The sequence below is a fragment of the Termitidicoccus mucosus genome, from assembly GCF_038725785.1.
In the GTDB taxonomy this organism is placed as follows: Bacteria; Verrucomicrobiota; Verrucomicrobiia; order Opitutales; family Opitutaceae; genus Termitidicoccus; species Termitidicoccus mucosus.
In genome coordinates, this window is the sequence record NZ_CP109796.1 from 7,127,608 (window position 1) to 7,142,955 (window position 15,348).

General features: G+C 65.1%; 14 protein-coding genes. 11 read left to right on the forward strand and 3 right to left on the reverse strand.

Annotation, left to right across the window (positions count from 1 at the left end):
* Positions 1 to 119 precede the first annotated feature (119 nt).
* The 3 genes from OH491_RS25070 to OH491_RS25080 form a co-directional block, all read right to left on the reverse strand.
* The gene (locus OH491_RS25070) at positions 120 to 1,079 is read right to left on the reverse strand and encodes a metal ABC transporter substrate-binding protein (RefSeq protein WP_068768502.1); all 960 of its coding nucleotides are present in this window, start codon (positions 1,077 to 1,079) and stop codon (positions 120 to 122) included.
* Positions 1,080 to 1,103: 24 nt separating this feature from the next.
* Positions 1,104 to 1,988 carry a metal ABC transporter permease gene (locus OH491_RS25075; RefSeq protein ID WP_068768501.1) on the reverse strand — a complete coding sequence of 295 codons (885 nt, stop codon included), beginning with the start codon at positions 1,986 to 1,988 and terminating at the stop codon, positions 1,104 to 1,106.
* A gap of 212 nt (positions 1,989 to 2,200) precedes the next feature.
* Positions 2,201 to 2,983: a metal ABC transporter ATP-binding protein gene (locus OH491_RS25080; protein WP_068768500.1), complete on the reverse strand. Its 783-nt coding sequence runs from the start codon at positions 2,981 to 2,983 to the stop codon at positions 2,201 to 2,203.
* Between the two features lie 565 nt (positions 2,984 to 3,548).
* Here OH491_RS25080 and OH491_RS25085 point away from each other — a divergent pair.
* From OH491_RS25085 to OH491_RS25135, 11 genes are all read left to right on the forward strand, one after another.
* Positions 3,549 to 4,202, forward strand: a complete 654-nt coding sequence (locus OH491_RS25085) for a cytochrome c3 family protein (RefSeq protein WP_068768499.1) — start codon at positions 3,549 to 3,551, stop codon at positions 4,200 to 4,202.
* Positions 4,199 to 7,591: a TAT-variant-translocated molybdopterin oxidoreductase gene (locus OH491_RS25090; protein WP_068768498.1), complete on the forward strand. Its 3,393-nt coding sequence runs from the start codon at positions 4,199 to 4,201 to the stop codon at positions 7,589 to 7,591. Before OH491_RS25085 ends, OH491_RS25090 begins: the two co-directional genes overlap by 4 nt.
* The gene (gene nrfD / locus OH491_RS25095; protein ID WP_068768497.1) at positions 7,591 to 9,027 is read left to right on the forward strand and encodes an NrfD/PsrC family molybdoenzyme membrane anchor subunit; all 1,437 of its coding nucleotides are present in this window, start codon (positions 7,591 to 7,593) and stop codon (positions 9,025 to 9,027) included. The genes OH491_RS25090 and nrfD overlap by 1 nt, the downstream gene beginning before the upstream one ends.
* A 13-nt stretch (positions 9,028 to 9,040) precedes the next feature.
* Entirely contained in the window at positions 9,041 to 9,574 is a 534-nt protein-coding gene (locus tag OH491_RS25100) for a DUF3341 domain-containing protein (protein ID WP_068768496.1), read from the forward strand.
* A 3-nt stretch (positions 9,575 to 9,577) separates the two neighbouring features.
* Entirely contained in the window at positions 9,578 to 10,213 is a 636-nt protein-coding gene (locus tag OH491_RS25105) for a c-type cytochrome (protein WP_068768495.1), read from the forward strand.
* The gene (locus OH491_RS25110) at positions 10,210 to 11,499 is read left to right on the forward strand and encodes a hypothetical protein (RefSeq protein WP_068768494.1); all 1,290 of its coding nucleotides are present in this window, start codon (positions 10,210 to 10,212) and stop codon (positions 11,497 to 11,499) included. The genes OH491_RS25105 and OH491_RS25110 overlap by 4 nt, the downstream gene beginning before the upstream one ends.
* On the forward strand, positions 11,492 to 11,821 hold the full coding sequence (locus OH491_RS25115; protein WP_068768493.1) for a hypothetical protein: 330 nt from the start codon (positions 11,492 to 11,494) through the stop codon (positions 11,819 to 11,821). Before OH491_RS25110 ends, OH491_RS25115 begins: the two co-directional genes overlap by 8 nt.
* Positions 11,822 to 11,875: 54 nt before the next feature.
* A complete protein-coding gene (locus OH491_RS25120; protein WP_068768492.1) occupies positions 11,876 to 12,091 on the forward strand; it encodes a hypothetical protein in 216 nt (71 codons plus the stop codon).
* 168 nt (positions 12,092 to 12,259) lie between these two features.
* The gene (locus tag OH491_RS25125; RefSeq protein WP_068768491.1) at positions 12,260 to 13,759 is read left to right on the forward strand and encodes a cbb3-type cytochrome c oxidase subunit I; all 1,500 of its coding nucleotides are present in this window, start codon (positions 12,260 to 12,262) and stop codon (positions 13,757 to 13,759) included.
* Positions 13,756 to 14,550, forward strand: a complete 795-nt coding sequence (locus OH491_RS25130) for a cbb3-type cytochrome c oxidase subunit II (protein WP_068768490.1) — start codon at positions 13,756 to 13,758, stop codon at positions 14,548 to 14,550. Before OH491_RS25125 ends, OH491_RS25130 begins: the two co-directional genes overlap by 4 nt.
* Complete coding sequence (locus OH491_RS25135; protein ID WP_068768489.1) at positions 14,547 to 15,230, forward strand: c-type cytochrome; 684 nt, start codon at positions 14,547 to 14,549, stop codon at positions 15,228 to 15,230. Before OH491_RS25130 ends, OH491_RS25135 begins: the two co-directional genes overlap by 4 nt.
* Positions 15,231 to 15,348: the final 118 nt, after the last annotated feature.

Here is a 15,348-nt window from a genome sequence, read left to right on the forward strand (position 1 = left end):
TGGATTAATCTTTCTCTTTCCTCTTTATCTTTCTTCTTTCTCCCCCTGACACCGCACATGGACCGGGGAGAAAGAGAAAGATAAAGAGGAAAGAGAAAGATTGAAGGGGAGGGGAACGGCTACCGGGGGGCGAGGGCTTCGACGAGGGTGCGGATGTTGTGGCGGTACATGGCCTCGTAGGTGGCGGCGCCGCTGTCCGCCGGGCCGGGACCGTCGGCGTAAAGCACGCCGCCGGCGCGCGCGCCGGTTTCGGAGACGAGATTCGCGATGATGCGGGGATTGGTGTTGTTCTCGGCAAAGACGGCGGGGATCTTTTGGTCGCGTATCAGCTTGATCAACGCGGCGAGGCGGCGGGCATCGGGCTCGCTGTCGGTGGAGAGGCCGGAGAGGGAGTGGATTTCGAAACCGTAATCGCGGGCGAGGTAACCGAAGGCGTCGTGCGAGGTGACGAGGTGGCGGCGCCCGGGCGGGATGCGGGAAATCTCGGCGGCGGCCCAGGTCTTGAGTCCGGCAAGGCGCTGCTGGCAGGCGAGGGCGTTGCGGGTGAAGGCATCGGCGGATTCGGGGCGCAGGCGGGCGAGTTCCTCGCCGATGCGCCCGGCGATGAAGCTCACGCAATCAACGCTCTGCCACCAGTGCGGATCGACGGGGCCGTGCGCGTGCGCGTGGTCGTCGTGCGCGGCATGGGCAGCGTGGTGGTCGTGGCCGCGGGCCGCGTGATCGCGGGCGTCGGCGCGGAGTTGGAGACTGGCGGGGAGCGTGTCGCCGGCGGAGAGGATTTTGCCGGTCGCGCCGGCGCGTCCGGCGAGGCGGTCGAGGTAGCTTTCGAGCCCGAGCCCGGCGGCGAGGACGAAGTCGGCGGTGACGATGGCGCGCAAATCGACGGCGGAGGGCTCGAACACGTGCGGATCGACGCCCGACGGCAGCACGCTGGTGACGATGACGAGATCGCCGCCGGTTTCGCGCGCCATCTCGGTCAGCACGGGGTGCAGCGAGGCGATTTTAAGAGGTTGTTGCGCGGATGCCGCGGACGAGATGAGCGCGAACGCGACAAGGCTGAATGCGATGCGGATTGTCATGGTCTGTTTCGGAGGTTGGCAGGATCACGCTCCCGGCCGGGCGTTTTCCCCGCGGCGGGCGTGAAGGAGCCGGGAGATGGCGCCGTGGCGGGGGCTGAAGAGCCCCGATATTATAAACACCGCGCCGAGGCAGAGCACGATGGCCGCGCCGCTGGCGAGGCCGGCGTGGTAGCTCAGCAGGATGCCGGCGGTCGAGCCGGCGATGGCGATGGCGACGGAGAGCGCGATCAGGCGGAGAAAATTTTCGCACCAGAGATACGCGCTGGCGGCGGGAAGCAGGAAAAGCCCGAGCGCAAGGACGACGCCCATGGTCTGGAGCGCGGCGACGAGGTTGAGCACGGTGAGCGCGAGGAAGCCGAAATGCACGAGGCCGCCGCGCCCGCCGGTGGCGCGGTGGAAGACGGGATCGAAGGTTTCGAGCAGGACGGCGCGGCGGAAGACGGCGAAGAGCGCGACGGTGGCGGCGCTGATGACGACGGCGAGGCGCAGGTCGTCGGGGCCGGCGCCGAGGATGTTGCCGAATAGGAAGTGGGAGAGGTTCAGGCGGGTGGGGAGCTTGCTGATGAGCGCCACGCCGGCGGCGAAAAACACCAGAAAAAGCGCGCCGAAGGCGGCGTCCTCCTTCACGCGGGTGAAGCGGCTGAGGAAGGCGCTGCCGAGCGCGGTGAGCAGGCCGGCGATGAGCGCGCCGGCAAAGAGCGCGACGGGGCTCGCGCCAAAGACTAGCCAGGCGAGGGCGATGCCGGGGAGAAGCGAGTGCGCGAGCGCGTCGCCCATGAGCGCGAGGCGGCGCAGCATGAGGATGCAGCCGAGGAGCCCGCCGCTGAAGCTCAGCACAATGGCGGCGGCGAGCCCGCGTTGCATGAACGCATAAGTGAAGGGTTCGATAAGGAGCTCGTGGAGGCTCATGGGAAATGCGGAATGCGGATTTCGGAATGCGGAGCGGGCGGGATTTTCGATTCTCGATTGGGCGCGGTTGCACCGGAGTGGAAACGGCGCCGCGGGCGGCGTGTTTTTTGGAATTTCGTCTTTTGGAATTTTTTTGGGATTGTCAGGCTTCTCGCTTCGCTCGGAAGGGATTTTGAAAATTTGGGATTTTTTCGCCGTCTTCCTGTCACTTGCTACTTGTCACTTTGCACTTCGGTTTCCGCCAGGAAACCGAGCGGGTTTTCATGGGCGCAGTGCCCGCCGCGGAAGGCGCGCTGGATGTTTTCCGGCGAAAGCACGGTGTCGATGTCCCCGGCGGCAACGAGTGCGCCGTCGAGCAGGATGCCCCGCGAGAACACGCGGCGGGCGAGCGGGATGTCGTGCACGGCGGCGAGCACCGTGCGGCCTTGCGCCTCCCAGGCGCGGAGGATGTGGGTGAGTTCCTCGGTGGCGAAAACGTCGAGGCCGGCGAAGGGTTCGTCGAGCAGGAAAATGTCCGCGCCCTGGGCCAGCGCGCGGGCGAGGAAGACGCGCTGCTGCTGCCCGCCGGAAAGCATGCGGAGCTGGCGGCGGGCGAGCGCGGTGAGGGCGAGTTCCTCCAGCGCGCGGTCCACGCGATGGCGGTCCTCGGCGGAGAATTTTTGGAAAAAGCGGAGCGCGGGATAACGGCCCTGCGCGACGACCTCGCGCACGGTGATGGGAAAATCCCAGTCGATGGCCTGGCGCTGCGGCAGGTAGGAGAGCCGGCCGAGGGCCTGTTGCGGATGCGCGTCGCCGAGAAGCACCTCGCCGCTCGCGGGCGCATGCCAGCCGAGGATGGCGCGCAGCAGGGTGGATTTGCCGGCGCCGTTCGGGCCGAGAATGGCGGTCAGGCAGCCGCAGGGAATTTCGAGCGTGAGGTCGCGCAGCGCGATCGTGCGCCCGTAGCGGACGGTGACATTGCGCAGGAAGATGGAATTGGAAGGATGCGAGGCCAAGAGGTTGAGCGGGCCAGCCTAGCAAAGTCGTCAAGGGGGACGAAATCTAAAATACGGGCGCGATGCGTCCCGCGGCATCGTCGCGCGTGGCGGGCGAGGTTTCCCCGGTGGAAAAATCCGGCGCCGACGCGCCGCGGGGAAAATGGCCGATTCTTGTATCCATCAATAAAATACACCCGCCAGAAAGCAGCTTTTCTTATTCAAATAATAAGTCCAAGCTTATGAGCAGGCAGGACATGTTAAACAATCCTGAAGCCTTCGTGACTCTGGATTTTGGGTTTGCATTAGATTTATTTCATTTGTGTCTTAGCTGCGCTTTTAACGATTCAACCTGTGAGCCACAAACACTCGCGAAAATCTTTCTTGGGCAAGTTTCTAGGTATGATGGCGGCGGCCGGTATCGTCCCCGCGTTTATTGCCGGGAGACGCCCGTCTTCCAATCCATCTCCCGTCGCGACGACCACTTCCTTCAAGTTGCGCACCGAACCCCGGGCCGTGTCACGCACCGATGTGTGACCGTGACGCAAACGGCCTTCACGGCGGCAACTCTGAGCGCCCGTAGCCCATGTCCAAACTCTTCCCCAAGTCGGCCAACAAGCTGCCTCTGCAAATCATCATTTTCGTGATCGTGCTTGCGGGTGTGGTCACGGCGGCGACGACCTACTACGCCACCCCGAAATACACCCGCGTCGGCTACGCGCCGGTCCAGCCCGTGCCGTTCAGCCACCAGTTGCACAACGGCCAGCTCGGCATCGACTGCCGCTACTGCCACAGCAACGTCGAAAAGTCCGGCTTCTCCAACATCCCCACGTCGCAGACGTGCATGAACTGCCACAGCCTGATCAAGACCGACAGCCCGCTGCTCGCGCCCATCCGCGCCAGCTACGAATCCGGCAATCCGGTGCCGTGGAAACAAATTCACCAGGTGCCCGACTACGTGTATTTCAACCACGCCGTCCACGTGAACCGCGGCGTCTCCTGCGTCGAGTGCCACGGCCAGATCAACGAGATGGAAGTCGTCCGCCACGAGAAGCCGCTCAGCATGGGCTTCTGCCTCGACTGCCACCGTGATCCCGCCGCGTTCGTGCGCCCGCTCGACCAGATCACCAACCTCAACTGGACGCCCGCGCAACAGGCCGAGCACGACAAGTGGGCGGCCGAGTTTGTCCGCAAAAACAAAATCGCCCCGCCGCAAAGCTGCACCGGCTGCCACCGATGAAACGCAAACCGCATCCCCTTCACGACGATTCCGCCTCCGGCGCGCGGCCCACCGGACGCAACTACTGGCGCAGCCTCGACGAACTCGCCGACTCGCCCGGCTTCAAGGAGCACCTCGCGCGCGAGTTTCCCGAAGGCTCCTCCACGCTCGAAGGCGTTGACCGCCGCGAGTTCTTCAAGCTCATGGCGGCCTCGTTCGCGCTCGGCGGCGTGGGACTGGTCGCCGGCTGCCGCCGCCCCGAGGCCAACGTCCTGCCCTACGGGAAATCGGTGGAAATGGTCATCCCCGGCCTGCCGCTTTATTTCGCGACCGCGATGCCGCTGCGCCGCGCCGCCATCCCCGTCATCGCCGAGACGCACCAGGGCCGCCCGACCAAGCTCGAAGGCAATCCCACCTACAAACCCTACGGCGGAGCGACCAACGCGCTCGTGCAGGCCTCCGTCCTCGATCTCTACGATCCCGACCGCGCCACCACGCACACCATCGACGGCAACGCGGTCGCGCCCGCCGCGCTTCACGACAAGCTCGCCGCCGTCGGCAAGACCTACGCCGAGGCGCAAGGGCGGGGGCTCGCGTTTCTCGCCGAGGAAAGCTCCTCGCCCACGCGCGCCGCGCTGGTGCGGCAGCTCCGTGAAAAGTATCCGCATGCGCTCTGGGCGGAATACGAGCCGGTGAGCGACGACCTGTCCGCGAACGTGGCCCGGGAGGTTTTCGGCCGGAACGTCCGCCCCGTTTACCGCTTCGACAAGGCGCGCCGCATCCTCTCGCTCGACGCCGATTTCCTGCACTCCGGCCCCGGCAGCATCGCGCAGGCGCGCGACTTCGCCAAGGGCCGCCGCGTGCTCGACCGGCACGACGACATGAACCGGCTCTACGTGGCCGAGAGCGGCTTCTCGCTCACCGGCGGCATGGCCGACCATCGACTGCGTTTGGCGAGCAGCCAGATGACTGCGCTGGCCGCGGCGCTGCTGGAGAAAATTTCCGGAAACGCCGGCCGCGCCGAATTCGCGGCGCTCGCCGGAAAACTCGATTTCAAGGACAAGGAAAAATGGCTCTCCGCCTGCGCCGCCGACCTGCTGGCCCACAAGGGCCAATGCCTCGTCGTCGCCGGCGCACACCTGCCGCCCGCCGCGCACGCGCTCGTCCACGCCCTCAACGACGTCCTCGGCAACATCGGCGAGACCGTCGGGTTTGTCGAACCGGACGACACGCGCGACCTGCCCGCGATCAACCTCGGCACGCTCGCCGCCGCCATCAAGACCGACGTCGTCAAGACGCTCGTCATCCTCGGCGGAAACCCGGCTTACAATGCGCCAACCGATCTCGACTGGCCCGCGTTGCAGAAGTCGGTGCCGGAGGTGATCCGTCACGGTTACTACGAGGACGAAACCTCCGCCGTCGAAGCGAAGAGTGTCACGCGGATCGCCGCCGCGCATTACCTCGAATCGTGGAGTGACGCCCGCACCGCCGACGGCACCATCGTGCCCGTGCAGCCGATGATCCTGCCGCTCTTCGGCGGACTCACCGGGATCGAGGTGCTCGCGCGTATCCTCGGTTCGGATACGACCGATCCCTACACGCTCGTCCACCGGACCATCACGGCGCTCGCCCCGTCGGGCGCGGACAAGGACAAGTTTTTCAGGAAATTCCTGCACGACGGCCTGCTCGAAGGCACGGCTTGGCCCGCCGTCAGCGTGGCGGCGAGGCCGTCCGCGCCGCTTGAGCCCGCGCCGCTGCCCGCCCTTTCCGCCCAAAACCTCGAAGTCCGCTTCGTCGCGGACTCGAAGGTGGACGACGGCCGCTTCGCCAACAACGGCTGGCTCCAGGAATGCCCCGAGGCGATGACGAAAATCGCCTGGGACAACGCCATCCTCATCAGCCCGCGCCTCGCGAAGGAACTCGGCATCTATCCCGGCGGCGCCAACCTGCAAGTCGCCCGCGTGGAGGAGGCCGACTTCAAGATCGGCAAGGAAAACGCCCGCCTCGCCGAGCTCACGCTCAACGGCCGCGCCATCACCGGCCCGCTGCACATACAGCCCGGACTGGCCGATTACACCGTCATCGTCCCGCTCGGCTACGGACGCACCCGCTCCGGACGCGTCGGCACCGGCGTCGGCTTCGACGCCTACCCGCTGCGCGCCAGCGACACGCCCCATTTCGCGACCGGTGGCACGCTCCGCCTTACCGGCAAGCGCGTGCTCCTCGCCAACACCCAGGAGCACTGGTCGATGGAAGGCCGCGACCTTGTGCGCGAGGCCAACCACGACGAGTTCCAGAAAAATCCGTCCTTCGTCACCGGCATCGGCATGGAGTCGCACGCGCCGCCGGTTTACGGCGAAGGCAGCACGCCGGCCGACGATGCGAAACTCACGCCCGCCCAGCGCGCCCAAATCTCCGCCGAACGCGCCAAACAAATCCCGCGCGGCGGCTCGCTCTACACCACGCCGAAATTCACCGGCGAGCACCAGTGGGGCATGGTCATCGACCTGAACGTCTGCATGGGCTGCACCGCGTGCGTCATCGCCTGCCAGGCCGAAAACAACATTCCCATTGTCGGCCGCGAGCAGGTCCTGCGCGGACGCGAGATGCACTGGATTCGCCTCGACCGCTACTATTCCGACGGACGCGCCGACGCGGCCGCGTTCGGGGGCGACGGCAACCGCTCGCTGCCCGAGGACCCGCAGGTCTCGCTCCAGCCCGTGAGCTGCCAGCAGTGCGAACTCGCCCCTTGCGAAACCGTCTGCCCCGTCAACGCCACCGTGCACGACGAGGAAGGGCTCAACGCGATGGCCTACAACCGTTGCATCGGCACGCGCTACTGCGCCAACAACTGTCCCTACAAGGTCCGCCGCTTCAACTTCTTCGATTGGAACAAGCGCGCCACCGACGCCCTCTACATGGGTCCGCTCGGCCACCAGAAGGAAATGCCCGAGCTGCTGAAAATGGCGAAGAATCCCGACGTCACCGTGCGCATGCGCGGCGTCATGGAAAAATGCACCTACTGCGTGCAGCGCATCCAGCAGGCCAAGATCGCGCAAAAAGTGAAGGCCCGCGACACCGGCGACGTGAAAGTGCCCGACGGCACGATCAAGGTCGCCTGCCAGCAATCCTGCTCGGTCGGGGCCATCACCTTCGGCGACATCAGCGACCCGCACAGCGCCGTCTCGCAGGCCCGCGCGCGCGATCAGAATTATTCGTTGCTTGGTTACTTGAACATCCGCCCGCGCACGACTTATCTTGGCCGCCTGCGCAACCCGAACCCCGCGATGCCCGATTACATTCCGCTGCCCTTCAGCCGCATCGAGTATAACAACAAAAACCATCCCGCCCACGGCGAGCACGACGAAGGCCGCGGCCACGAAGCCCATGCCGAAGGAGGTCACGCCTGATGTCGCACGCCGCTGAAAATTCCGCCGCCGCCACCGCCGTTCTCCGCGAGGTCAAGCCCGCCTCGCTGCCGCGCCCGCTGCTGGTCGAAAACGGCCGCAGCTACGGATGGATCACCGACAAGATCTGCGGGATCATCGAGGGCAAGACCCCCGCCTGGTGGTGGTGGTGTTTCATCGTCGCCTGCTTTGTCGCGTCGTGGACGGTCGCGGGTATCACGTATCTGGTGTCAACCGGCGTCGGCGTCTGGGGCCATGCGAATCCGGTCAACTGGGCGTGGGACATCGTGAACTTCGTGTTCTGGATCGGCATCGGCCACGCCGGCACGCTCATCTCCGCCATCCTGTGCCTGCTGCGGCAGAAATGGCGCACGTCGATCAACCGCGCCGCCGAGGCCATGACGATTTTCGCGGTCGTGTGCGCGGGCATCTTCCCCGTGTTTCACGTCGGCCGCGTCTGGTTCGCGTGGTTCCTTTTCCCGATCCCGAACTACAACAGCATCTGGCAAAACTATCGCTCGCCGCTCGAGTGGGACGTGTTTGCCGTCTCCACCTACGCGACGGTGTCGGTGCTCTTCTGGTATGTCGGCCTCGTGCCCGACCTCGCGATTTTGCGCGACCGTTTCTTCAACGCCGGGCGCAAGGTGCGCTCCTTCATCTACGGCCTGTTCGCGCTCGGCTGGCGCGGCTCGAACCGCCACTGGAGCAACTACGAGATGGCCTACGTCATCCTCGCCGGCGTCTCCACGCCGCTCGTGCTCTCGGTGCACACCATCGTGTCGTTCGACTTCGCGGTCTCGCTGCTGCCCGGCTGGCACACGACGATTTTTCCGCCGTATTTCGTGGCCGGCGCGGTGTTTTCAGGGTTCGGCATGGTGCTCACGCTCATGCTGCCGCTGCGCGTGATCTTCAAGCTGGAGGACCTCATCACGCAGTATCACATCGACTGCATGTGCAAGATCGCCCTCGCGACCGGCTCGATGGTGGGCTACGCCTACATCATGGAGTTCTTCATCGCGTGGTATGGCTCCAATCCCTACGAGGGTTTCGCCTTCATCAACCGCGCCTTCGGCCCGTATGCGTGGGCCTACTGGATCATGTTCCTCTGCAACGTCATCACGCCGCAGTTGTTCTGGTTCAAGAAACTCCGCCGGAACCTCGTCGCCGTGTGGATCATCTCGATCTTCATCAACGTCGGCATGTGGTTCGAGCGCTTCGTCATCATCGTGACCTCGCTGGCGCGCGACTTCCTGCCGTCGAGCTGGGGCTACTACTCGCCGTCCATCGTGGAAATCTTCACGTTCTTCGGGACGTTCGGCGTGTTCTCGGTGCTGTTCCTCCTGTTCATCCGCTTCCTCCCCATCATGCCGATGGCCGAGCTGAAAGCCGTCACCCCGCAAGCCGACCCGCACGCGCACCACGGGCACGGGAAACACTGACAAAACCTCCGCCATGGCCGCCCAACCCAACAGCCTCATCGCCACCTTCGAGACCACCGCCGACCTCATGCGCGCGGCGGAGACGGTGCGTGACGCCGGTTACAAACACTGGGACTGCATCACGCCGTTTCCCGTCCACGGCCTGGACAAGGCCATGGGCGTGGCCCGCTCCCGCGTGCCGCGCTTCTCGCTTGCCGGCGGCATCACCGGCTTCTGCACGGGCATGTCGATGATCTGGTTCATGAACAGGTTCGACTACCCGCTGGTCGTGGGCGGCAAACCGTTCTTCAGCCCCATGTTCGCGTTTCCCGTCTCTTACGAGCTCACGATTCTTTTCACCGCCTTCGCCACCATCGGCGGCATGCTCTTCCTCAACCGCCTGCCGATGCACTACCACCCGGTGCTCAAATACGACCAAATCCACCGCGGCCTCGACGACCGGTTTTTCATCGTCATCGAGTCCCGCGATCCGAAGTTCAACCTCGAAGCCACCCGCGCCCTGCTCGAAAAGGCCGGCGGCGCCGACATCACCGAACTGGAAGCCTGAGCCATGCGCTACGCCTACCTCGCACTCGCCCTCTTCTGCGTGGCCCTCGTGTCCATCCTCGGCTTTCGCGGCATGACCTCGACCAGGCCGCCCAACGAGGTGTTTCCCAACACGTTTTTTCCCGAGATGAGCCGCCAGGCGAAATTCAAGCCGCAGGCCTCCACTCCCTTCTTCGCGGACGGGCGCACCGACCGCCCGCTGCCCGCCGGCGTCGTCCCGCGCGGCGAGCTTCGCGAGGACGATTTTCTCTATCAGGGAAAAGATGCGAAGGGCGAATTCGCCCGCGGGTTTCCCGAGGAAATCCTCATCAACGCCCAGCTCATGGCGCGCGGCCAGGAACGCTACAACATCTACTGCATTCCCTGCCACGGCGCGCTGGGCGACGGCAACGGCATCACCAAATCCTACGGCATGGGCACCACGCCCACCTACCACGACGACCGCCTCCGCCAGATGCCCGAGGGTGAGATCTTCAACACCATCACCCACGGCAAAGGCACCATGATGTCCTACGCGGACAAACTCTCCCCGCAGGACCGCTGGGCCGTCATCGCCTACGTGCGCGCCCTCCAGCGCGCCGAAACCGGCGCGCCCGCCGACGTGCCGCCCAGCCACAAACCGGAGCTAGGACTGAAATGAGCACCCACGCCGCCACCGCCTCCGACACACCGCTTCCCGCCGCCGCCGGATCGAAGCCCGCCGCCGCCGGCGCGGGCCGCGCGCTCGGCCTCGGCCTCGCCGGGCTCGCCGCCACCGCCGTCGGCTTCTTCCTCACGCCCGACACCCACGCGTTCGCGCTCGCCTACCTCACCGGCCTTTCCTTCTGGATCGCCGTCGCCATCGGCATGCTCATCATGGTGATGATCCACTACGTGCTCGACGCCTCCTGGTCGGTCGCCCTCCGCCGCCAGTATGAACACTGGCTCGCCGGCGTGAAGTGGCTCGCGCTCCTTTTCGTTCCCCTCCTTGTCGCCACCTGGGTCAAACCCGGCAGCATCTGGCCCTGGACCGATCTTGCCACTCCGCTTCACGGCGGACACGGCACCGTCGGCGACGATATTCTTTATATCAAGAAATCCGGCTTCCTGAACCCGGTCGCGCTCACCATCGGCACCGTCGCCTTCTTCGGCCTCTGGATGCTCCTCGCCGCCCGGCTGCGCGCCTATTCCTTCGCGCAGGACGACGACGGCGACATCAAATGGACGCGCAAAGCCCGCATCGCCGCCGCCGCCGGCCTGCCCGTGATGGCCGTCACGCTGACCCTCGCCGCCATCTACTGGATGAAGAGCCTCGAATACCACTGGTTCTCCACCATGTATGGCGTCTGGTTCTTTGCCGACTGCGCCCGCGCCGCGCTTTCCGTCGGCGTGCTCCTCTCGCTTTGGCTGTATTCGCGCGGCGACTACAAGGGCATCCTCAACACCAACCACCTCCATTCCATCGGCCAGCTCATCTTCGCCTTCACCGTCTTCTGGGCCTACATCTCCTTCTCCCAATACTTCCTCATCTGGAACGCCAACGTCCCCGAGGAAACCTTCTGGTACAACCTCCGCGAAATCAGCGCCGAGGGCGTGTTCAACCAGTGGGGCTGGGTGGGCATGGTGCTCGTTTTCGGACACTTCCTCCTCCCCTTCCTCTATCTCCTCTCCTACCGGAATAAGGTCACCCACGCCCGCCTGCGCGTCGTGGTCGTCTGGATACTCGTCGTCATCCTCATCGACCTTTGCTACAACATCCTGCCCGCCGCGAAGGACGCGCACGGCCAGCCCCAGCCCTTCCTCTCGCTCAATCTCCTCTGGGTGCTGACCACCCTCGTCGGCGCCGGCGGCCTTTGCGCCTGGGCCTATCTGCGCAGCCTCCCGGCCCGCAAACTCATCCCGATCCGCGACCCGCGCATCGACGAATGCCTCACGCATCATGATTGATCCCAACACCAACTCCGCGCCATCGAGCCCCCGCTTCTGGGCCGCCGTCATCGCGACCGCGGGCGTGTTTGCCATTTTTGTCATCATCCTGCTCATCGCCTACATCCCGCAGCGTCCCGATTCCCCCAGCGTCAGCACGACCAGCCAGATGACCCCCGCCGAGCGCGTCGCGCGCCTGGCGGAAATGCAGGCAAAGGAAAAATCCGCCGCCACGACCTATGGCTGGGCGAACCCGGAGAAAACCGCCGTCCGCCTTCCCATCGATCGCGCGATGGAACTCACCGTCCAGGAACTCGCCGCAAAACGGGAGAAACAAAAATGACCGTGCCCGCCCGACCCTTCCGCATTCCGCGTTCCGCAATCCGCATTTCCTAAAATGGAGTGGCTTTTCTACATCATCGCATTCGTCATCGGCGTGGCCATCACGGCCTCGGCGGTGTATGCGCTGCATTGGTCGTCGAAGCACGGCCAGCTTCGCGACTTCGAGAAAGGCGCCGCCTCCATTTTCGACGAAAAGGAGCCCATCGGCCGCCCCACCGACTTCTTCCCGCAGAAACGTCGCAAACCAAAACCAACCACGCCCGCCACCTGATCCGCCACAAACACCAACCTCGTCTTTCTCTTTATTCTTTATCTTTCCTCTTTCGTCCCTGGCTTCCGTCCGAAAAAGAGAAAGAGGAAAGATAAAGAATAAAGAGAAAGAAACAAATCCAGGTCGCACGACCGAAAACCCTTTTTTCGCGATTCGTCCTTTTCGCAAATGTCCACCACTCCCAGCCTCGCCGCCTCCATCAATCCCGGCAGTTCGCCCGACATCGTCGCGCGCGCCGAGTTGAGCGAGATCGATGCGTCCACGCGCATCCCCGCGGTCTTTTTCCTGAGTTCGTCCGTGCTCTGGCTGCTCGCCGGCACGGCCTTCGCCCTCATCGCCTCCTTCAAGCTCCACACGCCGCACTTCCTCGGCGATCTGGAATGGCTCACCTTTGGCCGCGCCCGCACCGCCCACCTCAACACCGTCGTTTACGGCTGGTCGGTCAATGCCTCCTTCGCCGTGGCGTTCTGGCTCATGGCGCGCCTGTCGCGTTCCGTCCTCCGCCACGCCGGCATCCTCATGGTCGCGGGGGTGTTCTGGAACATCGGCGTCACTGCCGGCGTGCTCGGCATCCTGGCCGGCGACTCCACCTCGGTCGAGTGGCTGGAGTTCCCCTCCTACGCCACGCCCATGCTCTTCGTCGCCTACGCCCTCGTCGGCGCGTGGGCCGTCATCACCTTCCGCTTCGGCAAGTCCGAGCACATCTACGTCTCGCAATGGTATATCCTGGCGGCGCTCTTCTGGTTTCCGTGGCTCTATTCCATCGCGCAGATCATGATCATCTTTGAGCCCGCGCGCGGCACCGTGCAGGCGCTCGTCAACTGGTGGTTCGCGCACAACGTCCTCGGCCTCTGGTTCACCCCCATCGGCCTCGGCGCGATCTATTATTTCCTGCCCAAGGTATTGGGAAAACCGATACATTCCTACTACCTCTCGCTTCTCGGCTTCTGGTCGCTCGCCATCTTCTACAACTGGGCCGGCGTGCACCACCTCGTCGGCGGCCCGGTCCCCGCGTGGGTCATCACCGCCGGGATCGCCGCCAGCTTCATGATGGTCGTGCCCGTCGTCGTCACCGCCATCAACCACCACCTCACGATGATCGGCAGCTTCGGCGCGCTGAAGTTCAGCCCCACGCTCCGCTTCATCGTCTTCGGCGCGTTCAACTACACCATCACCAGCGTCATCGGCTCCTTCCAGGCCGACCGCACCGTCAGCGAGACGCTCCACTTCACCCACTTCACCGTCGCCCATGCCCACCAGGGCATGTATGCCTTTTTCACGATGGTGATGTTCGGCTCCATCTACTACATCCTCCCGCGCCTCCTCCTCCGCGAATGGCCCTCGGCCATGCTCATCCGCGTGCATTTCTGGGCGACCGCGGTCGGCGCGACCGTCTACGTCCTCGGCCTCTCCATTGGCGGGGCCATCCAAGGCTGGATGATGAACGCCCTCGACGCCAAGGGCGAGCTGCTCTACCCGCAGTTCCTCGACATCATGAAGGCCACCGTCCCGTGGCTCTTCTCGCGCAGCATCGCCGGCATGCTCGTCACCGTCGGGCACCTCGCCTTCGCGGTGAATTTCTGCTGGATGCTCTTCCGCAAGCGCGCCCCGCAGGACACCGCGCCCACGCTTTTCCGCAACCCGACTGAAATGGAGGAGGTGTCATGAATCGCGCCCCGCTCCTTTTCCTCGGCATCTTCTTCACGCTCGCCTTTTCCTGGACGGGCATCGTCCTCATCAACCAGATCAGCTACGGGCGCCTCCAGCCCGTTTACGACGAAAACGAGGACAAAACCTTCCCGCTCGCGCTCCCCGGCCTCGCCGCGGAAGGCAAGCTCGTTTACCAGGATCTCGGCTGCATCTATTGCCACACCCAGCAGGTCCGCCGTCCCGGCTACGGCACCGACACCCTTCGCAACTGGGGCGAGCGCCAGAGCGTGGCCCGCGACTACATCCGCGACGGGCGCGTCCTCCTCGGCACCATGCGCACCGGCCCCGACCTCCGCAACATCGGCTCCCGCCAGGTCGGCGACGCCGGGCGCGAATGGCATTACAAGCACCTCTACGATCCCACCATCACCTCGCCCGGCTCGATCATGCCGCCCTTCGCGTTCCTCTTCGAAACACGCAAGATTGTCGGCGAGCCCTCGCCCAAGGCGATCCACAGGGGCCTCCCTCCCCAATACCAGCCGCCCGCTGGCTACGAAATCGTCCCCTCCCACCGCGCCGAGGCCCTCGTCGAGTATCTCCTCAACCTGAAGGACACCTACACCTATCCCGAGGAGACCAAACGCGTTTACATCGACCTCAACGCCCCCGCCGCGCCGCCGCCCGCCGCGGCAGGAGCGACGGCGACCGGGACCGCCGGCACTGCGCCATCGTCATCCGGCACTGCCGCGCCTGCCGCCGCCACCGGGACCACCGGCACCGCCGCACCAGCCAAGGAGGCCGCTCCATGAGCGCGCGAAACCCCTCGGACAACGACCCGCGCATCGAGCAACCCGGCGCGAGCGACCGCGAAATCCAAAGCGTGCACGCCATTCTCCTGCGCGAGAAAAACGAGCCGGCCGAAGGCTATTCGCCCATGCCGCTGCTCCTCACCTTCTTTGTCTGCGCGATGTTCATCGGCGTCGCCATCTACTTCGTCAACAACCTCGGCGGCTTCAGCCCGCTCGCCTACGACGAGCGCTACACCCTCGAAATGGGCGAGGCCGCCGCCCGCGGCGGCGGCGCAAAGGCCGCGGTGGACCCCATTGCCCAAGGCAAAAAACTCTTCGCCATCTGCGCCACCTGCCACCAGGCGGCCGGCACCGGCGTCCCCGGCGCCTACCCGCCGCTGGCCGGCTCCGAGTGGGCCAACGGCAGCGAGGAGCGCGTCATCCGCATCCTCCTGCACGGCCTGACCGGCGAACTGAAAGTCCACGGCCAGACCTACAACGGCAACATGCCCGCCTTCGGTCCCGGCGGCGGTTACAATTGGAGCGACGACAAAATCGCCGCCGTGCTGACCTATGTCCGCCAAGAGTGGGGCAACACCGGCGGTCCGATTTCCGCCGAGCAGGTCACCGCCATCCGCACCAAAGGCGCGGCCGGCCGCACCAAGCCCTGGACCCAGCCCGAACTCGAAGCCATCCCGTAGCCCGTGCGAAAACGCGCCAGCGACTGGGAGCGCCGGCTTCCAGCCGGCAGACGACGCGAAGCGTCGCCAAGCCCACGGGCGGGCCGCCCGTGCCACCTGCCGGCAGGATGCCGGCGCT